This window comes from Microbacterium sp. LWO12-1.2 (assembly GCF_040675875.1).
Classification (GTDB): domain Bacteria; phylum Actinomycetota; class Actinomycetes; order Actinomycetales; family Microbacteriaceae; genus Microbacterium.
On the sequence record NZ_JBEGII010000001.1, the window covers coordinates 932,977 to 953,117 of the forward strand.

Genomic DNA, 20,141 nt, shown 5'->3' on the forward strand with positions numbered 1-20,141 from the left:
CGTCGCTGCTCGTCTTCGGGCGCCCGCCGTGACATGCGGCGGTGGGCACAGGGTATCGTGGTACGGATGTCGCGCGTGCACACAGGCGCGACGAGAGCTGAATAGGGAGGCCGTCATGGACATCGAACTGAGTCTGCTGCGAGGGATCGAGAAGGAGAAGGCGATTCCCTTCGATGAGCTCGTCTCGATCATCGAACAGGCGATCATGACGGCGTACTCGAAGCACGTCGCTCCGGAGGGGCCGACGCCCGAGGGCGTACGCGTGGAGCTGGACCGCAAGACCGGACATGTCGCCGTTCTGCAGGTCGTCCGCGACGAAGAGGGCGCCATCATCGGCGAAGAGGACGCGACACCGGACGACTTCGGCCGCATCGCCGCCTTCGCCGCCAAGCAGGTCATCAGCCAGCGTCTGCGCGACATCGCGGATGACGTCGTGCTGGGCGATTTCAAGGACAAGGAAGGCGACATCGTCGCCGGCGTGATCCAGCAGGGTCCGAACCCGCGCATGATCCACGTCGACCTCGGCTCCGTCGAAGCGATCCTCCCTCCCGAGGAGCAGGTCCCCGGTGAGGTCTATGCGCACGGCTCGCGTCTGCGCGTCTACGTCACCAGCGTCGCCAAGGGGCTCAAAGGCCCGCAGATCACCGTGTCGCGCACCCACCCGGGTCTCGTGCGCAAACTCTTCGCGCTCGAGGTACCCGAGATCGCCGCCGGTCTGGTGGAGATCGTCGCCCTCGCTCGCGAGGCAGGCCACCGCACCAAGATCGCCGTCGTCGCGAACGACCCCTCGATCAATGCCAAGGGCGCGTGCATCGGCGAGCTCGGACGACGCGTGCGCGCCGTCACCGAGGAGCTCGCGGGGGAGAAGATCGACATCGTCGACTACAACCCGGAACTCGCCGCATTCGTCGCGAACGCGCTCTCGCCGGCCAAGGTCACCAGCGCGTTCATCCTGGACGCGAACACCAAGGCGGTCCGTGCGCTCGTCCCCGACTATCAGCTGTCGCTCGCGATCGGCAAGGAGGGGCAGAACGCCCGTCTCGCCGCCAAGCTGACGGGTGCGAAGATCGACATCCAGCCGGACAGCGTGCTCGACTAATCGGATCGCATCAGGTCGACTCGGTCGCCGTGCGCGCGAAGCGAGACGGAACGCAGGTGTAAGATGGAACCCGTACGAACGTGCGTCGGCTGTCGCACGCGTGCTCCCCGCTCCGCCCTTCTCAGGGTGGTGTCCCAGAACGACATCCTCGTCTCAGATGAGCGTGCGGTTCTGCCGGGGCGCGGCGCGTGGGTGCATCCGACACCCGAATGCATGGAAGCCGCTCTGCGGCGACGCGCCTTCGGACGAGCACTGCGTGTGACCACTCAGCTGGACACACGGACCTTCGAACAGAACCCACCAAGAAACAAAGGCTGAACAGCTATGGAAACAAAGTGAACGGCTCGAAATGAGACCCGTCCGCGACTAGTGGTCTGCCCTGTCTGGGTGGACCAACTCAGACAGGAGAATTGTGGCTGGTAAACCACGCGTACATGAGATCGCCGCCGAACTCGGCGTCGACAGCAAGATCGCACTTGCAAAGCTCAAGGAACTCGGCGAGTTCGTGAAGAGCCCGTCATCGACCATCGAACCGCCGGTTGCGCGCAAGCTGCGCGCGGCGATCGAGGCCGATGCATCCCTCAAGCCTGCCGCTGATGCGGCACCGGCAGCGGCCAAACCTGCGGCGAAGCCCGCCGGTAAGGCGGCACCGACTCCCGGTGCGCCGACCCCCGGTCCCAAGCCGGGTCCCAAGCCTGCCCCGGAGGCTCCGGCCCCCGTCGAGGCTGCTCCGGTTGCCGAGGCGCCCGCGGCCCCTGCCGCACCTGCTGCGCCCGAGGCCGCCAAGCCGGCCGGCGATGCCGAGGCGAAGCCCGCTGACAGCGGTGCTCCGAAGCCTGGCGCTCCGCGTCCGGGGAACAACCCGTTCTCCTCCGCGCAGGGCATGGGCCAGCGTCCCGCAGGACCGCGCCCGGGCAACAACCCCTTCGCTTCGGCGCAGGGCATGGGTCAGCGCCCGAGTCCGACCCCCGGCAACATCCCCCGCCCGCAGGCACCGCGTCCCGGTGCTCCGCGGCCGGGTGCTCCCCGTCCCGGTTCCCCCCGTCCCGGCGCTCCGCGCGGCGGACAGGGCGGTCGTCCCGGTGGCGCTCCGTTCCAGCAGCGCCCTGGCGGCCCCGGTCGTCCCGGCGGTGCCGGTGGACCCGGCGCCGGTCCCGGCGCACGTCCGGGCGGCGGCTTCGCCGGTCGTCCCGGTGGTGGCGGCGGTCGTGGCCGTGGCCCCGGTGGAGGTACCGCAGGTGCCTTCGGTAAGGGTGGCGGCAAGAGCAAGCAGCGCAAGTCGCGGCGGGCGAAGCGGCAAGAGTTCGAGATGCGGAGCGCCCCGGTCGTCGGTGGTGTCAACGTCACCCGTGGTAACGGGGAGATCATCCGCATGCGTCGCGGCGCATCCATCGCGGACTTCGCCGACAAGATCGAGACGCTGACCGGCTACACGGTTCAGCCCGGAACCCTCGTCACGATCCTCTTCAACCTCGGCGAGATGGCCACGGCCACCGAGTCGCTGGATGAGGCGACGTTCGAGGTCCTCGGCGCCGAACTCGGCTACAAGATCCAGATGGTCTCGCCGGAAGACGAGGACAAGGAGCTCCTGGAGGGCTTCGGTCTCAACCTCGAGCAGGAGCTCGAGGAGGAGAGCGAGGACGACCTCGAGATCCGTCCGCCGGTCGTCACCGTCATGGGTCACGTCGACCACGGTAAGACCCGTCTTCTCGACGCGATCCGTCAGACCAACGTCATCGAGGGTGAAGCCGGTGGCATCACCCAGCACATCGGTGCCTACCAGGTCTGGACCGAGCACGAGGGCATCGAGCGTGCCATCACGTTCATCGACACCCCGGGTCACGAGGCGTTCACCGCCATGCGTGCTCGTGGTGCCCAGGTCACCGACCTCGCGATCCTCGTGGTCGCAGCCGACGACGGCATCATGCCGCAGACGGTCGAGGCGCTGAACCACGCCCAGGCGGCGAACGTGCCGATCGTGGTCGCGGTGAACAAGGTCGACAAGCCCGACGCCAACCCCTCGAAGGTTCGTCAGCAGCTGACCGAGTACGGTCTGGTCGCTGAGGAGTTCGGTGGCGACGTCATGTTCGTCGACGTGTCTGCTCGTGCCGGCACCGGTATCCAGGAGCTCCTGGACGCCGTGCTGCTCACCGCCGACGCCGGTCTCGACCTCACCGCCAACCCGAACAAGGGTGCGCGCGGTGTCGCCATCGAGGCGAAGCTCGACAAGGGTCGCGGTTCGGTCGCCACGGTGCTGATCCAGTCCGGAACGCTCCGGATCGGTGACGCGATCGTCGCCGGCACCGCCTATGGCCGCGTGCGTGCCATGGCGGACGAGAACGGCGAGCAGGTCCTCGAGGCCTACCCGTCGCGTCCGGTGCAGGTGCAGGGTCTGAACTCGGTGCCTCGCGCCGGTGACGTCTTCATCGTCACCGAAGAGGACCGCATGGCCCGCCAGATCGCTGAGAAGCGTGAAGCAGTCGAGCGCAACGCCCAGCTGGCCAAGGCCCGCAAGCGCATCTCGCTCGAGGACTTCACCCGTGCTCTCGAAGACGGCAAGGTCGAGTCGCTCAACCTCATCATCAAGGGTGACGTCTCCGGTGCCGTCGAGGCTCTGGAGGAATCGCTCCTCAAGATCGAGGTCGACGATTCGGTGCAGCTGCGCATCATCCACCGCGGTGTGGGTGCGATCACCGAGTCCGACGTGAACCTCGCGACGATCGACAACGCGATCATCGTGGGCTTCAACGTCCGCCCCGACACGAAGGCGCGCGAGCGCGCCTCCCGTGAAGGTGTCGACATCCGGTTCTACTCGGTCATCTACAACGCGATCGACGAGATCGAGAACTCCCTCAAGGGAATGCTCAAGCCGGAGTACGAAGAGATCCAGTCGGGTGTCGCCGAGATCCGCGAGGTGTTCCGCTCCTCCAAGTTCGGCAACATCGCCGGTGTCATCGTGCGGTCGGGAACGATCACGCGAAACGCCAAGGCCCGTGTCATCCGCGACGGTGTCGTGCTCGCCGATGGCCTTGCCATCGAGTCGCTGCGCCGCTTCAAGGACGACGTCACCGAAGTCCGTACGGACTACGAGGCGGGTATCGGTCTGGGTAAGTACAACGACATCCAGATCGGCGACGAGATCGAGACCACCGAGCTCATCGAGAAGCCGCGAGGCTAGTAGTCACATCGAGATCTTCGGGCGCCCTTCGCGCTGGCTCCTCTGGAGCACAGCGAGGAAGGGCGCCCGAAGGCGTCGTAGAGAAGGAGAGAACAATGGCTGGTGAACGACAGGCCCGTCTCGCGGACCGCATCCGCGTGATCCTCGCTGAACGCCTCGAGAAGGGGCTGCGCGACCCGCGGCTCGGGTTCGTGACGCTGACCGACTGCCGTGTGAGCGGCGACCTCCAGCACGCCTCGGTGTTCTACACCGTCCTCGGGACCGAGGAAGAGCGCATCGCCAGCGGTGCGGCCCTCGCCTCGGCGACCGGGATGCTGCGCAGCGAGGTGGGACGTCAGCTCAGCACGCGTCTCGTGCCGACCCTCGAGTTCATCCCCGACGCGCTCCCGGAGAACGCAGACCACATCTCCGCGCTTCTTCGCGAGGCGCAGCAGCGGGATGCAGAAGTCGCGAAGCTCGCGTCGTCCGCGTCGCACGCGGGCGATGCTGACCCGTACGTGCGCAACGAGGACGAGGACGACCAGTAACAGGTCGTTCGCCCGTTCGTCCCTTCGTGTCGAATCTGGGCCACCAGTCCTAGGGGTTGTTCTCCTGTGGCGCCGCTGTCGTTGCTAGCCTCTGCAAGGCGAGTCGGATGACTCGCGACGCTGAGGGGGATCGGCATCGACGTTTCGGGTGCGCATGCAGGGGCTCGAGTCGTGCCCGCGGTGCTGGAGTCGCTGCTCGACATGCTGCTCGAGCACCGTGTGAGCTGCGCTCCGCACGTTCTGACGCGTCTCGTCGGGGAGCTCGGTGAGCACTCCACCACGATCCGCGAGGTCGCCGAACGCCTGACGCCCGCACAGCGATACGGCGCGGCTTCGCTCCCGACTCCGCTTCCGCTCGTGCCGACGATCGTCGAGCTCTTCGGCGGCAGGGTGCTGGCTGACGCGGATCGAGATCTGCTCCTTGCGCTGTCGCTCTGCCTGGACGACCGTCTGGATCCGTTGCTCGAGCTCGACGGGCGCGCACCCGATGTGATCGCCGGGGGAGCGGTCGGCGAAGACCTTCGCCTCCGCGCGGGGCGCATCACTCTGGTGGATCCTCGTCTCGCGATCTGGGTTCGACAGACCAGTGGCGCCGGTGTCGTCGCTGCGATGCACGAGCGACTCGGCGTCGTGTTCGGCCGCCGGGCCGATCCGTTGAACGCGGCCTGGCATCGGGCGAGATCGTCTCTGCGCGCCCGACCATCGGAAGTGCGGGAGCTCATCAGGATCGCTCGCGATCTGTCGGAGGAAGGGCAATCGACGCGGGGACTGCTGCTCGCGAGCGAGGCGGAGAAGCATGCCACCGGATCCGATCGGGACGAGGCGCGTCTGGTCGCCGGCGCGTCGGCGATCGGAGCCGGTTTGCTGTGGGACGCAGTGAATCAGTTGAGCGCGTTGTTCCCCGATGGCGCCGAGACGCACCGGCTGCAGGCTCTCGCGGCGCTCCTCATCGCACAGTCCACGCTGCAGGGCTCCGTGCCGGACGTGGCGCCGGGCGACTTCCGTCCGCAGTCCGACGACGCGGCTGATTGGCACGCGTGGACCAGGGCATCGGCGCTGACCGCGGGACTGTGCGCGGAGCGTGGCGATCGTCGAGGCATGCGCGTGTGGCTCGATGCGGTGCGGGAAGGGAGCGCTCGTGTCGGTGCCGAGCGGGTTCTGCGTGATCCCGCCGTCGCTCTGAGCTGGTTGATCGCGGGCGAAGCCGACAGGGACGACGTCGCCGGTGCCGGACCGTTGAGCGGTGGGATGCTGCGCGCATTGCGGACGGCTGTCGAGGGCGATATCGACCTCGGGCTCCGCATTCTCGCTGCGGGCGACTCATCGATGGGGGCGGAGGCTGATCCCTTCATCGCCGGGTTCGAGAACAGTGCGCTCGTGCGGGCGTATCGGGCCCTCGTGGAAGTGCTGCTGCTGAGCTGGCGCGGAGACATCGGCATGGCACGCGCTCATCTGGTGGCTGCGGCACGAGAGCTTCCCATCGCGCTCCCGTTCGCGGGGCTGGGCGTGGTCCTGGCTCGTCGTCTCGACCTCGCGGTCCTGGGCGAGCTCAGCCCGTACGCGCGAGCGCTCACGGAGGCGCTGCCGCCCGGTGTCAAGATCGATCTGCTGGTGGATCGCAGCATCCGCTCGTATCTCGACGGCGATTTCGAGGACGCCGCCGCGGCGGCACGCCTCTGGCTCGACATGGGGGCGCCGCAGACCACATTCGCGGTGCCGGGGCTCGACGAGGTCTTCGGGGCGACAGAACCGGTGCATCGCTCTCCTCAGCTGGTGCGCCCGCCTGATCTCGACCTCGCTGCCGCGCTCCGGCTGCGCCTGCAGGGAGTGTCCGAGGGGCGATGGCGCGCAGAGCACGAGGAGGTGCACCGGATCGCGCGCACGCTCCGCTCGCCGTTCGAACGCGCGCGCGTGGAGGCGATGATCGGGGTACAGGCGGCGATCAGGGACGATCGGATCGCTGCGAAGTCCCACCTGCGGGCCGCGGCGAGCCTGTTCGAGGTGGCGGGGGCGACCGCCTGGAGCCGCGCCGTGCAGCAGCGGATCGCCCGGGTGGATGAACCGGACGGCGACGGAGCTCAGGCGCTCGATCCGCTGGGGGTGTGCCGGCGAGCGTGGATGCCGCTCCTCACCGCCCGCGAGCTCGGCGTGGCCATGCGCGTCGTCAGCGGCGCAGCGAATCGGGAGATCGCGGATGCGCTGATGATCTCGGTCCGAACGGTCGAGGTGCATCTGGGCAGGGTGTTCGCCAAACTCGACGTGCGCACCCGCGTCGAGCTCACGGTGCTCGCGCACCGCACCAATCAGCACCTCTGAACGCGGTCAGCCGGGGAGGGAGAGCAATCCGTCCCTCGCTTCCGCGAGTCCGTCGGCGATCAGGGAGTCGATCGCTCGATCGCGTTGTATCGAGTCGGGCCAGTCCGGGAGAAGCATCTCCATAGGAACGGCGGCGTCGGCCGCACCGCGCAGCGCGCGCAACACCGCGCCGCGTGCCTGCCGGTCCGAGCCTTCATAGGTGGCCTGTCGGCGGCGCGTATCGCCGGTGTCCGGTCGACCGGCGGCGAGCCAGGCGCAGTCGACCGCGATCGGGCAGTCCTCGCAGCGGGGCGCGCGCGCCGTGCAGATCGTGGCGCCCAGTTCCATCGCCGCCGCATTGATCACGGTAGCCTCTTCCTCCGACGGCGGCAGCAGTGACTCCATCAGGGACAGGTCCCGGCGAGAGGGGGGAGCCGGCTGCGAGCGCCCCTCGAGCGCACGCGCCAGGACCCGGCGCGTGTTCGTGTCGACGACGGGATGGCGGTCGCCGTAGGAGAACACCGCGACCGCGCGAGCCGTGTAGTCGCCGATGCCCGACAACGCGAGCAACGCATCTACGTTGCGCGGGACGATGCCTCCGTGCCGCGCGACGACTTCGACAGCCGCTCGATGCAGCCAGAGCGCGCGCCGTGGATAGCCGAGGTTCGCCCACTGCTGCACGACCTCGGCGGGAGTGGCGCCGGACATCGCGGCGGGGGTGGGCCAGCGGGCCAGCCACGCCTCCAGGTGCGGGATGACGCGTGTGACGGGCGTCTGCTGCAGCATGAACTCGCTGACGAGCACGCCCCACGCTCCGAACTCCTCATGAAACGCCGGTCGCCGCCAGGGCAGATCGCGCGCGCTGGCCCGGTACCAGTCCGACAGGCGTGGGGAGAGTCCCGGGGGAGGGGCGGGGGTGGTCGGTTGCACTCCGACAGCCTACGAGGTGCGCGTTCCGAGGCGGTGCGCCGCGTAGGCTGGATGCATGGTTTCGCCCGGCATCCTTCTCGTCGACAAGCCCGCTGGGCTCACCAGTCATGACGTCGTCGCCCGCACACGTCGGGCCTTCGGGACGCGCAAGGTCGGGCATGCCGGAACCCTCGATCCGATGGCGACCGGACTGCTCGTCATCGGTATCGAGGGAGCGACGCGCCTGCTCACCTACATCGTCGGCGCAGACAAGACCTATCACGCCACGATCCGGCTCGGACAGACGACGGGAACGGACGATGCGGACGGCGAGATCACCGCGCAGGCCGCGCCGGACGCCTGGGCCGCCGTCACGCCGGAGGCGGTGACCGCGGGAATCGCCGCGCTCACCGGAGAGATCTCCCAGGTCCCGAGCGCCGTCTCGGCGATCAAGGTCGACGGCCAGCGCGCTTACGACCGTGTGCGTGCCGGCGAAGAAGTCGTTCTCGCCGCGCGCGACGTCGTGGTCTCGCGCTTCGACGTCGTCGCCGAGCGGGTGGGCGAGGGCATCCACGACCTCGACGTGATCGTGGACTGCTCGTCAGGGACCTACATCCGTGCGCTCGCGCGGGACCTCGGTGCGGCTCTGGGCGTCGGGGGACACCTCACCGCATTGCGTCGCACCAGGGTCGGGCCCTTCGACGTGTCGGACTCCGTGGCGATCGACGCGCTCGACGGAGCGCCGACCCTGACCCCGGCCGACGCGGCAGGGCGCATCCTGCAACCCCTCCCGGTGTCGTCCGACGAGGCGCGGGATCTCCGCCACGGCAAGCGTCTGGGTGGCCAGGCCGCGCGGCTCGCCGGCTCCCACGCCGCAGCGATCGACACGGACGGCGTGCTGGTGGGCATCGTGGAGAAGCGCGGAGCCGACCTGAAGAGTGCCATGAACATGCCGCAGGTCGCTTCATGATCCTCTGGCTGACCATCGTCCAGATCGTCGTGGCGATCGCGGCAGGGGCGTTCTGTCTGATCGCTGGTCTCGCGGGTCGCCGACCGAGTGACTTCAGCGTGGGCGCCCTCGCCCTGGTGGAGGTCCTGCTCATCGTGCAGGTGGTCGTGGCGATCGTCGCTCCTCTGACAGGGAACCCGCCGACCGGCGACCTGCTGGAGTTCTGGGTCTATCTGGTGTCGGCGGTGCTGCTGCCCATCGGCGCCGTGCTGTGGGCTCTGATGGAGCGCAGCCGTTGGAGCACGGTGATCCTCGGAGTCGCTGCGCTCGCGATCGGTGTCATGCTGTGGCGCATGCAGGTCATCTGGACCATCCAGGTCGCGTGACGCTGCCTCGCCGCGGAATCCGCTCGCCCCTGGCGGCTCTAGGATGGAATGCGCTATGAGCCCCACCGCCCCCTCCTCCCGGATGACCGGAATCGGTCGCGTCCTCGTGATCGTCTACGCCGTCATGGCTCTCGCCGCGACCGGGCGCAGCTTCGTGCAGATCGTCCGCCGGTTCGACGAGGCACCTCTCGCGTACTCGCTGTCCGCTCTCGCCGCCGTGGTCTACATCCTCGCGACGCTCGCTCTGGTCCTCGCACGACGTCGCGGGTGGTACACGGTCGCCTGGGTGGCGATCGTGTTCGAGCTGACCGGCGTGCTGGTTGTCGGCCTGCTCAGCATCCTGCTGCCTGCGCTGTTCCAGCATGAGACCGTGTGGTCGCTCTTCGGCCGTGGATACCTCTTCATCCCGCTCGTCCTCCCGATCTTCGGCATCTGGTGGTTGCGGACGCATCGACCCGCGGCAGTCGAGCAGCCGCGCGTCGAGGTCTCCGCGTGATCGTCTTCCGGGACCCCGAGAAGATCCCGGCCGACTTCGGGCCGAGCGCGGTGGCGATCGGCAAGTTCGACGGTGTGCACGCGGGACATCGCGCCGTGATCGCCCGTCTGAACGAGAGGGCGGCCGCCACCGGCACCCGCGCGGTCGCCGTCACCTTCGACCGGAACCCGCTCGCGATCCTGCGACCGGACCGGTGCCCCGAGAACGTCGTCACGGTCGAACGCAAGCTCGAGCTCCTCGGCGAGCTCGGACTCGACGCCACCCTCGTACTGACCTTCGACGAAGAGCTCGCCGCGCGCAGCGCCGAGGACTTCGTCGTCGACATCCTCGTGGGTGCTCTGCGGGTCTCGACCGTGCTGGTGGGCGAGGACTTCCGGTTCGGGCGGGGCGGGGCGGGAACTCCCGAGCTGCTGCGTGCGCTCGGACCGCGGTTCGGCTTCGAGGTGGAGGTCGTCGACGACGTCTACCTTCCGGGCTCCCCGCGCCGTGTCTCTTCGACGTGGATCCGTGAGCTGCTGATCGAGGGCGACGTCTCGGGTGCATCGCGTGTGCTCGGACGCAACCCGGATGTGCGCGGCGTGGTGGTCCACGGACTCAAACGGGGTCGCGAGCTCGGGTTCCCGACCGCGAACCTCTCGCCGATCGTGGATGCCTTCGTGCCGGCCGACGGCGTGTACGCGGGCTGGCTCGTGGATCATGACACGGGCATCCGGCATCCGTCCGCGATCTCGGTCGGGACGAATCCGACCTTCGACGACGTGCTCGTGCGTCAGGTCGAGGCGCACGTTCTGGGGGAGACCGGGCTGGACCTGTACGGGCACGACGTGACGGTGGAGTTCGTCGAGCGACTGCGCGGCATGGTCGCGTTCGAGGGCATGGAGAAGCTGTCAGAGCAGATGGCGGACGATGTGCAGGTCGCCGCACGCGTGCTCGCCGACGAGGCTTGACCGACCTCCCACGCCGTTACGGACCGATATCATCGCAGGCGGATCGTGATGGCGTAGACTGGGTGGCAGTTCTCACCGATCCTCACGTGTCATACGTGCATCGGAGAGAACGAGATCTACTGTTCGTACGGTCCTGGCTCACGCCACACGCGGACATCGAGAACGGCTGCGGCATCCGGACGATGCTGAGGCCTTCACGCTCAGGAGGAGCATGCCGACTACGGCAACCGCCGCCACGCGGCGAAAGAAGACGTCTCGTCGTGACGATGAGGCACCGCTGATCCCGATCCTCGCCCGCAAGGTGCGCGAGATCGAGGCGAAGTCCCAACGGGGCAAGCTGGGACCGACCAACAGGGTCAAGTTCCAGGTGATCGCCTTCCTGGTGCGTGAAGAACGTGCGCGGGTGAAGTCGGATGCCGAGATCGGCGACCCGGCGCGCGCCGAGCTGCTCAAGCGCCTCGACGGCGTGGCGACGATCCTGGCCAAGACGGCCGCGCGGGACACCTCGCTCATCCAGCTGCTCGAGGCCGACCAGGCCACATCGCCGGTCGCCAAGCGCATGCGTCGGGACTGGCTGCTCGAATCCGGTGCGGAACTCGCGCCGGAAGAGCTCATCATCGCGGACGTCGCGCCGGTCCAGGCGCCCGTGGTCCCGGCCGCCATCGCCGAGCGCCAGGTGACTCCCGCCTCCGTCGAGGCCCGCCAGCTGTCGAACCCCTTCCTCGCCCCCGACCTCACGCCACGCGCGACCACCACCCCGCGTCGTCGACTCGACGGCTGGGAACTGATGGGACCGCTCTACAAGGCGTTCGAGACCGGTGCCGGCGGTTCTGCGGCCAGTATGGAGCTGCCGCCCGCACCCGAGTACGACCACCTGTCGCCCAAGGGCCTCGAGGTGATGGTGCACCAGTCGCGCTTCCTCGAGTCCGTGCGTGCGGGCCACCGCAGCTTCCTGCTCGCCGACGAGCCGGGACTCGGCAAGACCGCGCAGTCGCTGCTGGCGGCATCCGTCGCCGGTGCCTACCCGCTCCTGGTCGTCGTCCCCAACGTCGTGAAGATGAACTGGGCGCGTGAGGTCGAGCGGTGGACTCCCCAGCGGCGGGCGACCGTCATCCAGGGTGACGGTGACGACATCGATGCCTTCGCCGACATCTTCATCGTGAACTACGAGATCCTCGACCGTCACCTCTCCTGGCTGTCGTCGATCGGTCTGCGCGGCATGGTCGTCGACGAGGCGCACTTCATCAAGAACCTCTCCTCGCAGCGTTCGCAGAACGTGCTCTCTCTCGCGTCCCGCGTGCGCGAGCGCACTCCCGGCGGCAACCCGCTCATGCTCGCCCTCACGGGCACCCCGTTGATCAACGACGTCGAGGACTTCGACGCGATCTGGCGATTCCTCGGCTGGACGACCGGCGAGAAGCCGGGCCCCGAACTCATGGAGAAGCTCGACGCCACCGGCTACACGCCGGCGGACAAGGCCTTCTACCCCGAGGCGCGCGATGCCGTGATCTCGATGGGCATCGTTCGTCGCAAGAAGAAGGACGTCGCGGCCGATCTGCCCGACAAGCTGGTCGCCGACCTGCCCGTGCAGCTGGACGACGAGTTCGGCCGCAGCATCCGCCAGGCCGAGCGCGAGCTGGGGGAGCGGCTGGCCGCCAAGTACCGCCGCATCATCGAAGCTCGCGGGGACCGCGGTCTCGCCCCCGGCGAGATCGACGAGGACATCGTCCGAATGGTCGCGCACAACGAACTCGAGGAGTCGAAGGCGTCGGGCACCGGCGGTGACAACGTCTTCACGATGGTCCGTCGCATCGGACAGGCCAAGGCGCAGCTCGCAGCCGACTACGCCGCGCAGTTGCAGCGCTCCGTGGGCAAGGTCGTGTTCTTCGCGAAACACATCGACGTCATGGATCGCGCGGAGGCGCACTTCGCCTCGGTGGGCATCCGTTCGGTGTCGATCCGCGGGGACCAGACCACCACGGCGCGCCAGCAGGCGATCGACGACTTCAACGGCGACCCCGAGGTGGGTATCGCGGTGTGCTCGCTGACCGCGGCCGGTGTCGGACTCAACCTGCAGGCGGCATCCAACGTCGTGCTCGCGGAGCTCTCCTGGACCGCTGCCGAGCAGACGCAGGCGATCGATCGCGTGCACCGCATCGGTCAGGACGAGCCCGTGACCGCGTGGCGCATCATCGCCGCGCACACGATCGACACCAAGATCGCCGAGCTCATCGACCAGAAGCAGGGTCTCGCGGCCCGTGCGCTCGACGGTGAGGCCATCGACGACGCCGCTGCCGAGCCCGTGCAGCTCGCCGCGCTCATGCACCTGCTCCGACAGGCGCTCGGGTCCGCCTGAGAGACGCGTAAGAATCGACCTTCTTGTCGCCGGTTTCGGTACCGGAAGGTCGATTCTCGCGAAGATCGGCGATTCGGCGAAAGCGTCGTGTCAAGATCGGGGATTTTCGGGCGTCTCGAATGGCGCCCGGCTGCGCGCTGGCACTAGTGTCGATCGAAGGCAGCGTCGCCTCTTCCCCCTTTCTCCCGAACGTCTGAAGGCAACAGCATGAAGATCGGCATCCTGACGAGCGGCGGCGACTGCCCCGGTCTCAACGCGGTGATCCGCGGCATCGTCCTGAAGGGCACCACGACCTACGACATCGAGTTCGTCGGCATCCGCGACGGATGGCGCGGCGTCGTCGACGGGGACTTCTTCCCCCTGACCCGTCACGAGGTGAAGGGCCTGTCGAAGGTCGGCGGCACGATCCTCGGCACCAGCCGCACGAACCCCTACGAGGGGCCGCGTGGCGGCGCGGAGAACATCGCGAAGACGCTGTACGGGCACCACATCGACGGTATTGTCGCGATCGGCGGTGAGGGTACGCTCGCCGCAGCGGATCGTCTCGCGAAGGACGGCATCAACGTGATCGGCGTCCCCAAGACGATCGACAACGACCTGCACGCCACCGACTACTCCTTCGGCTTCGATACCGCGGTCAACATCGCCACCGACGCGATGGACCGCCTGCGCACCACGGGCGACTCGCACCAGCGCTGCATGGTCGCCGAGGTCATGGGCCGCCACGTCGGATGGATCGCTCTGCATGCCGGCATGGCGGCCGGTGCACACGTGATCTGCATCCCCGAGGTGCCGATGTCGATCGACGAGATCACCGCGCTCGTCAGCAGCGCCCACGACCGAGGTCGTGCCCCGCTCGTCGTCGTCTCCGAAGGCTTCACGCTCACGGGGATGGACGAGGCGTTCAGTGACAAGGGCCTCGACGCGTTCAACCGCCCCCGCCTCGGCGGCATCAGCGAGGTGCTCGCCCCGGAGATCGAGCGGATCACCGGCATCGAGACGCGGTCGACCGTGCTCGGACACATCCAGCGTGGGGGATCGCCGTCCGGCTTCGACCGCGTCCTCGCGACCCGCCTCGGACTTCACGCGGCCGATGCGCTCGTCGAAGAGGCCTGGGGCAAGATGGTCGCGCTCCGCGGCACCGAGATCGTGCGCGTCCCGTTCGCCGAGGCGCTCGGCGAGCTGAACACCGTGCCGCGCAGCCGCTACGACGAGGCCGCGGCTCTCTTCGGCTGAGCCTCAGCGTCACGGAGGTAGGCGATTCCACGATCGCAGGCGGATTCCGCGCGAACTCTCCTACGCCCGTGGAATCGCCTACCTCCGGTTTGGTTTCCGTGCCTCTTGGAGGTGCAGCCCCTGTGCCATCGCCATGCGGATAGTGGATTGCACTCCGACAGGGTCGAAGAGCAGCTGGTGGTAGTCGAACCGCAGCACCGTGTATCCGAGCAGTGTGAGGCGCGCGTCTGCGCTGAGGTCTCGGCGACGGTCCTTCGCGGTAGAATGGTGAGCGAAACCATCGCTCTGGATGACAAGGCGTTCACCGATCAAGGCGTCGACGGGATGGCCGTCGATCCAGATCTGCTGCTGCACGACCACGCCGATCTCGCGCATGATCCACAGGAACCGCGTCTCCAAACCGGAGTCGGAGAGTGACGAAGCCACCTCCGCGATCCGGGTGGCACGCCCCGAATGCCACGCGACGCGCTGGAGCTGCCCCGCCGACACCAGCCCCCCATGCAGCGCCGACTCCCAGATGAGCACCGCCCTCTCGGGTTCCAGGCAACGTGCCGCGTGGAACAGCACGTTGAGCAATGGTTCCTCGGCGCTGCGGGACGGGACGGCGATCGGCCCGCGCGCCCAATGCACGATCAGCCCGGAGTTCCGGATGCGGGATGCTGTCCCTGGCACCGCGATGTGGGTGTGCGTCGCGTCGGGAGTCCATAGACCGAGTTCACGCGCCGCAGTGATGCAGCTGACGCGTCCGCCGGCCTGCGCCGCCTGACGCCGTTCGCCCGAACACTCACGTCCGACCAACCATGATCGCCGCACGCGCGTGACGGCACCCGAGGCGATCGCCGTCCTGACCGCGTGCACGTCGTAGCCGGCGAGGCGCACGGTGCTGCTGTGAGCGACGCCGTGGTGCTGTCGCATCCATTCGCTGAGGGGGATCATCCGACGAGTGTGCACGGGGCGCTGGCTCCATGACGGACGGGATGTATGGAGTCTGTGGATGACAGGCGATCCTCACCTGCTGTGCAGAAGGAGTGATGGTGCACCGGCGTAGGAGAATGCTCGGGGGGAGGCGCATTCGCTGAGGAGTCTCCTACCCCCGGGAGATCGCCTACCCCGGTGCGGTGCGACTCAGTCGGCGAGGCCGAGCGTGTCGAGGAGCCACGCGAGCTCGAACGCCCGTTCGCGCCAGGAGTTGTAGCGACCGCTGACGCCGCCGTGACCGGCCACCATCTCGCACTTCAGCAGGACATCGGATGCTCCGGCCTCGCGCAGCCGGGCAACCCACTTCGCCGGCTCGACATAGAGGACCCGGGTGTCGTTCAACGAGGTCACCGCGAGGATGCGCGGGTAGTCCACACCGTCGCGCACGTTCTCGTACGGGGTGTACGACTTCATGTAGGCGTATACGTCGGCGTCGTGCAGGGGGTCGCCCCACTCGTCCCATTCGACGACCGTCAGAGGGAGCGAGGGATCGAGGATGCTGGTGAGCGCGTCCACGAACGGCACGCCCGCCAGGATGCCGGCGAACAGCTCGGGGGCGAGGTTCGCCACGGCCCCCATCAGCAGTCCTCCGGCGCTTCCACCTTCGGCGACCAGGCGATCGGGCGAGGTGACGCCGTCGTCGATCAGCTGCTGCGCACACGCGACGAAGTCGCTGAAGGTGTTCTTCTTGTGGAGGAGCTTGCCCTCCTCGTACCACTGGCGTCCCATCTCGCCGCCGCCGCGCACGTGCGCCACGGCGAAGATGACGCCCCGGTCGAGGGCGGAGAGTCGCGCGACGGAGAAGCCGGGATCGATCGAGTGCTCGTACGAGCCGTACCCGTAGAGGTGCACCGGGCGCACCGCGTCACCCGGAGTGCCGAACGAGCGCTTCCAGACCACGGAGATCGGCACCTTCGTGCCGTCGGGTGCGGTGGCCCACGCGCGCTGCTGCCCGTAGTCTGACGGCTCGTATCCACCGAGCACCGTGGCGCGCTTGCGCAGCAGCAGCTCGCGGGTGGCGAGGTCGAGGTCGTAGACCGTTCCCGGCGTCACGAACGAGGTGTAGCCGATGCGGAGATAGGGGGAGTGCCACTCCGGGTTCCCGCTGACGCCGGCCGAGTAGAGGGGTTCGTCGAATGCGAGCTCGTCGACCGCATCCGAGGCGTAGTCGAGCAGGCCGATGCGCTCGAGGCCCTCGCTGCGGTACTCGAGGGTCGCGAAGTCACGGAACGCGTCCATGCCGAGCAGCCGCCGCCCCGCGACGTGCGGAACGACCACGTGGGCATCGCCCGTCGGCGCCGCGGCCGCGACCGACACGAGCTCGAAGTCCAGGGCATCCCTGTTGTGCAGGATGAAGAGCCGGTCCTCCCCGGCGACGACGGCGTGATCCACCGAGTACTCGACGCCCTCTTCCCGCGCCCAGACAAGCTGGGGCGCCGCCGTGAGGTCGCCGGTCAGGTCGACCAGGTACTCCTCGCTCGTGATGCTGGATCCGACGCCGATCACCAGGTAGCGGCGGCTGCGGGTGATCCCGGCGCCGAGCCAGAACTTCTCGTCGGCTTCGTGGAAGAGTACGACGTCTTCGCTGACGGGGGTGCCGAGGCGGTGCAACCAGAGCGTGTCAGGACGCCAGGCGTCGTCGCGCGTCGTGTACAGGATCGAGGTGCCGTCGGGCGTGAAGAAGGCGCTCGCGGTGCCGGGGATCTCGTCGTCGAGGGTTGCGCCGGTGGCAAGGTCGCGCACATGGACGGTGTAGACCTCATCGCCCTCGAAGTCGGTCGACCACAGGAGCAGGGAGGAGTCGTCGGTCGTGTCGAACGCGCCGAGCGAGAAGAACTCGTGTCCCTCCGCCTCGGCATTCCCGTCGAGCAGGACGACCTCGCCGGGAACCGCGACGCCGGGTTCGAGCACCGGGGGAGTCCAGTCGTCGGGCGAGGCCGCGGCCCGGCAGTGGATGCCGTACTGCGCTCCCTCCTCGGTGCGGCTGTAATACCACCAGTCGCCGCGTCGCGTGGGCACGGAGAGGTCGGTCTCCTGCACGCGCCCCTTGATCTCCTGGAACAAGCGCTCGCGCAGGCCCTCGAGATGAGCCGTCGCGGCGTCCGTGTGGGCGTTCTCCGCCTCCAGGTGTGCGATGACCTCGGGGGAGTCCTTCTCCCGCAACCACTCGTACGGGTCGTCCACGGTGTCCCCGTGGTGGGTGCGCGAGGTCGGACGGCGGGGGGCGATCGGGGCATCAGTCACCGCTCCACGCTATCCCAGGTGAAGTTGACCGGCGCGGGGGAGGGTGGGAGGATTCATCGGGGCCGGTTAACGGAAGTCAAACCCACGGTGAACTCTTCGTTCGTCACGTCGATCCCGTCGACATCTCCCTCTTCCTCAAACGACCGAAAGCGAACGGTGGAAACCGCAGCCCTCATCGTCGTGCTGGTTATCCTGCTGGCACTCTTCTTCGACTTCACCAACGGCTTTCACGACACCGCGAACGCGATGGCCACGCCGATCGCGACGGGAGCGCTGAAGCCCAAGACAGCCGTTCTCCTCGCGGCGGTCCTCAATCTCGTCGGCGCGTTCCTGTCGACCGAGGTCTCCAAGACCGTGTCCCACGGGATCATCCATGAAGACGGGATCAAGGCGGACATCTTCCTGCCGATGATCTTCGCCGGCCTGATCGGGGCGATCACCTGGAACATGCTCACCTGGCTCCTGGGCCTGCCCTCGAGCTCTTCGCACGCCCTGTTCGGCGGACTCATCGGCGCCACACTCGTGGGCGTCGGCGCGAGCGGCATCGACTTCGGGATGGTGCTCTCGAAGATCATCCTTCCTGCCCTGATCGCTCCGGTCACGGCGGGGATCATCGCCTTCGCCGCGACGAAGATCGCGTATTCGATCACCCGGCGGTACGACAACAAGCCCGACGGACGTGACGGCTTCCGCTGGGGGCAGATCTTCACTTCCTCGCTCGTGGCACTCGCTCATGGCACCAACGACGCGCAGAAGACGATGGGCGTCATCACCCTGGCCCTGATCACGGTCGGGTGGCAGAGCTCTTCGCAGGCCGACCCGTACCTGTGGGTCATCGTCGCGTGCGCCGTGACGATCGCCCTCGGCACCTACCTGGGCGGCTGGCGCATCATCCGCACGCTCGGCAAGGGACTCACCGATGTGAAGCCCGCGCAGGGTTTCTCGGCGGAGAGCTCGACGGCTGCGACGATCCTCGCCTCCAGCGCCTTCGGTTTCGCCCTGTCCACGACCCAGGTGGCCTCCGGTTCCGTCATCGGATCCGGGCTCGGACGTCGCGGATCCAGCGTGCGATGGAGCACGGCGGGCCGGATCGCCATCGGCTGGCTCCTCACTCTTCCCGCCGCGGGTGCGGTGGGTGCGCTGGCCGCGCTGCTCATCAACTGGCTGGGCAACTGGGGCATCTTCATCGACGCGGTACTCGCTCTCGCCGTGATCATCGGCCTGTTCCTGCGCTCGCGTCGTGACGCCGTGACCTCCGCCAACGCGATGAGCGATGTCGCCGAGTCGGGGCTGGCGATCGAGCTCCCTGACACACCGCCGCCGACGCGTCGGCAGCAGCGCATCGAGAGGGCGAAGGCCGAAGCCAAGGCCCGTGCGCTGGCGCGGGAGAAGGCGAAGGCCGAGGCCAAGCAGAAAGCCGAGGCCAAGCAGAAGGCCGCGAAGAAGGCGCGCACGAAGGGCGCCTCCTCGGCCGTGAAGGTCGAAGAACCCGAGGCGACGCGCAGCGAGGAGTCGAAATGAACGTCGAGATCGACTGGTCGGCCTTCCTCCTGGTGTTCGTCGCGGCGCTTGTCGGAGCGGCATCCATCGTCACTTTCTACGCCGTCGGCCTGCGTCTGCTGGTCCGCAGCGGCCGGTCGCCGGTCGTCAGTCCCGCGGAGTTCACGGATGCGATCACGGTGATCACCGACAAGGATCTGCGGCGCGCCGCGAAGCAGGCGGCGAAGGCGGCGAAGAAGAGCCCCCTCAGCGAAGGCGAGAAGACGCTGTCGCTGGTCGGCGCCTACGCGTGCTTCGGGCTCTGCGCGGTCGCGGTCGTGGCCGGCATCCTGATCATCGTCGTCGGGCACTGAGGCGAGCGTCGGGCCCGCTCGTCAGCGCAGCAGGCCCGACACCAGAGCGTCGATGATCTCGTCCGTCGACGTCTCGGGGTCGAGCGGCGTCGTGAGGCGGTCGAGCAGCATGCCGTCGATCGCGTAGTGGAAGAGCGCGAGCTCCTGGCGTCCGCCGGGAAGGCCTGCATCGGCGTTGAAAGCGATGTCGCCTTCGAAGCCGGCCCGCTGCCACGCCCCGAGGACAGCGGCGACCTCGGGGCGACGGCTGCTCTCCAGCCGCAACTCGAACAGTGCCAGCGTCACGTCGCGCTCCTCGCTGAGACGACGGACGATGTCGCGCAGGTAGTCGGCGAACAGGGCGACTCCTGGTTCCGCAGAACCACGTCGCGCAAGGTCCTCGTCGGAGGGGGCCAGGCGCTCTCCGATGCGGTCGACAAGACCCGTGACCAGGGCTTCACGACTGCGGAAGTAGTTCGACGTGGTGCCGGTGGGGACACCGGCCACCTCGTCCACGGCGCGGTGCGTGAGCCCCCGGGAGCCTTCGCGGGCGAGCACCGTGAGCCCGGCATCCGCGATGAGCCGTCGTCGCGATTCGTTCTTGGCCATGCTCCTCATGCTAGCGGGAGCACGACAGCCGTCGTGGTCCGGAGCCTCTCGCGCGATACTCTGCGCTCCGGCAGGACGCGGCGGGGTACCCCCGCCTAGG

Annotated in this window: 17 protein-coding genes; 13 read left to right on the top strand and 4 right to left on the bottom strand. The window is 68.2% G+C overall.

What is annotated here, in order from left to right; all coding sequences use genetic code 11:
- The first annotated feature begins 115 nt into the window (after positions 1 to 115).
- The 5 genes from nusA to MRBLWO12_RS04375 all read left to right on the top strand — a co-directional run bounded on the left by nusA (position 116) and on the right by MRBLWO12_RS04375 (position 7,120).
- The gene (nusA, locus tag MRBLWO12_RS04355) at positions 116 to 1,099 is read left to right on the top strand and encodes a transcription termination factor NusA (RefSeq protein ID WP_363553060.1); all 984 of its coding nucleotides are present in this window, start codon (positions 116 to 118) and stop codon (positions 1,097 to 1,099) included.
- Positions 1,100 to 1,162: 63 nt separating this feature from the next.
- Positions 1,163 to 1,417 (top strand): YlxR family protein, encoded by a 255-nt coding sequence (locus MRBLWO12_RS04360; RefSeq protein ID WP_363553062.1) that lies wholly within the window; start codon positions 1,163 to 1,165, stop codon positions 1,415 to 1,417.
- A gap of 94 nt (positions 1,418 to 1,511) precedes the next feature.
- The gene (infB, locus tag MRBLWO12_RS04365) at positions 1,512 to 4,277 is read left to right on the top strand and encodes a translation initiation factor IF-2 (RefSeq protein WP_363553064.1); all 2,766 of its coding nucleotides are present in this window, start codon (positions 1,512 to 1,514) and stop codon (positions 4,275 to 4,277) included.
- Between the two features lie 95 nt (positions 4,278 to 4,372).
- Positions 4,373 to 4,804, top strand: coding sequence for a 30S ribosome-binding factor RbfA (rbfA, locus tag MRBLWO12_RS04370; protein ID WP_363553066.1), 432 nt, complete (start codon positions 4,373 to 4,375; stop codon positions 4,802 to 4,804).
- Positions 4,805 to 4,975: 171 nt separating this feature from the next.
- Entirely contained in the window at positions 4,976 to 7,120 is a 2,145-nt protein-coding gene (locus MRBLWO12_RS04375) for a helix-turn-helix transcriptional regulator (protein WP_363553068.1), read from the top strand.
- A gap of 6 nt (positions 7,121 to 7,126) precedes the next feature.
- Here the strand turns inward: MRBLWO12_RS04375 and MRBLWO12_RS04380 are convergent, their stop codons facing one another.
- Positions 7,127 to 8,029 (bottom strand): A/G-specific adenine glycosylase, encoded by a 903-nt coding sequence (locus MRBLWO12_RS04380; protein ID WP_363553070.1) that lies wholly within the window; start codon positions 8,027 to 8,029, stop codon positions 7,127 to 7,129.
- 55 nt (positions 8,030 to 8,084) lie between these two features.
- Between MRBLWO12_RS04380 and truB the strand changes: the two genes are divergently transcribed.
- From truB to MRBLWO12_RS04410, 6 genes are all read left to right on the top strand, one after another.
- The gene (gene truB / locus MRBLWO12_RS04385; RefSeq protein ID WP_363553072.1) at positions 8,085 to 8,978 is read left to right on the top strand and encodes a tRNA pseudouridine(55) synthase TruB; all 894 of its coding nucleotides are present in this window, start codon (positions 8,085 to 8,087) and stop codon (positions 8,976 to 8,978) included.
- Positions 8,975 to 9,343: a hypothetical protein gene (locus MRBLWO12_RS04390; protein WP_363553074.1), complete on the top strand. Its 369-nt coding sequence runs from the start codon at positions 8,975 to 8,977 to the stop codon at positions 9,341 to 9,343. Before truB ends, MRBLWO12_RS04390 begins: the two co-directional genes overlap by 4 nt.
- 82 nt (positions 9,344 to 9,425) lie before the next feature.
- Positions 9,426 to 9,839 carry a hypothetical protein gene (locus MRBLWO12_RS04395; RefSeq protein WP_363558520.1) on the top strand — a complete coding sequence of 138 codons (414 nt, stop codon included), beginning with the start codon at positions 9,426 to 9,428 and terminating at the stop codon, positions 9,837 to 9,839.
- Complete coding sequence (locus MRBLWO12_RS04400) at positions 9,836 to 10,786, top strand: bifunctional riboflavin kinase/FAD synthetase (protein ID WP_363553076.1); 951 nt, start codon at positions 9,836 to 9,838, stop codon at positions 10,784 to 10,786. Before MRBLWO12_RS04395 ends, MRBLWO12_RS04400 begins: the two co-directional genes overlap by 4 nt.
- A 211-nt stretch (positions 10,787 to 10,997) precedes the next feature.
- Positions 10,998 to 13,142, top strand: a complete 2,145-nt coding sequence (locus MRBLWO12_RS04405; protein WP_363553078.1) for a DEAD/DEAH box helicase — start codon at positions 10,998 to 11,000, stop codon at positions 13,140 to 13,142.
- A 207-nt stretch (positions 13,143 to 13,349) separates the two neighbouring features.
- A complete protein-coding gene (locus MRBLWO12_RS04410; RefSeq protein ID WP_363553080.1) occupies positions 13,350 to 14,378 on the top strand; it encodes a 6-phosphofructokinase in 1,029 nt (342 codons plus the stop codon).
- Between the two features lie 78 nt (positions 14,379 to 14,456).
- Here the strand turns inward: MRBLWO12_RS04410 and MRBLWO12_RS04415 are convergent, their stop codons facing one another.
- Both MRBLWO12_RS04415 and MRBLWO12_RS04420 read right to left on the bottom strand, forming a co-directional pair.
- Positions 14,457 to 15,314 (bottom strand): endonuclease domain-containing protein, encoded by an 858-nt coding sequence (locus MRBLWO12_RS04415; RefSeq protein WP_363553082.1) that lies wholly within the window; start codon positions 15,312 to 15,314, stop codon positions 14,457 to 14,459.
- 189 nt (positions 15,315 to 15,503) lie between these two features.
- On the bottom strand, positions 15,504 to 17,600 hold the full coding sequence (locus tag MRBLWO12_RS04420) for a S9 family peptidase (protein ID WP_363553084.1): 2,097 nt from the start codon (positions 17,598 to 17,600) through the stop codon (positions 15,504 to 15,506).
- Between the two features lie 156 nt (positions 17,601 to 17,756).
- Between MRBLWO12_RS04420 and MRBLWO12_RS04425 the strand changes: the two genes are divergently transcribed.
- Positions 17,757 to 19,121, top strand: coding sequence for an inorganic phosphate transporter (locus MRBLWO12_RS04425; protein ID WP_363553086.1), 1,365 nt, complete (start codon positions 17,757 to 17,759; stop codon positions 19,119 to 19,121).
- Positions 19,118 to 19,453, top strand: a complete 336-nt coding sequence (locus tag MRBLWO12_RS04430; protein WP_363553088.1) for a peptidase — start codon at positions 19,118 to 19,120, stop codon at positions 19,451 to 19,453. The genes MRBLWO12_RS04425 and MRBLWO12_RS04430 overlap by 4 nt, the downstream gene beginning before the upstream one ends.
- Before the next feature lie 21 nt (positions 19,454 to 19,474).
- Here MRBLWO12_RS04430 and MRBLWO12_RS04435 read toward each other — a convergent pair whose 3' ends face one another.
- On the bottom strand, positions 19,475 to 20,041 hold the full coding sequence (locus MRBLWO12_RS04435) for a TetR/AcrR family transcriptional regulator (RefSeq protein ID WP_363553090.1): 567 nt from the start codon (positions 20,039 to 20,041) through the stop codon (positions 19,475 to 19,477).
- Between the last annotated feature and the right edge of the window lie 100 nt (positions 20,042 to 20,141).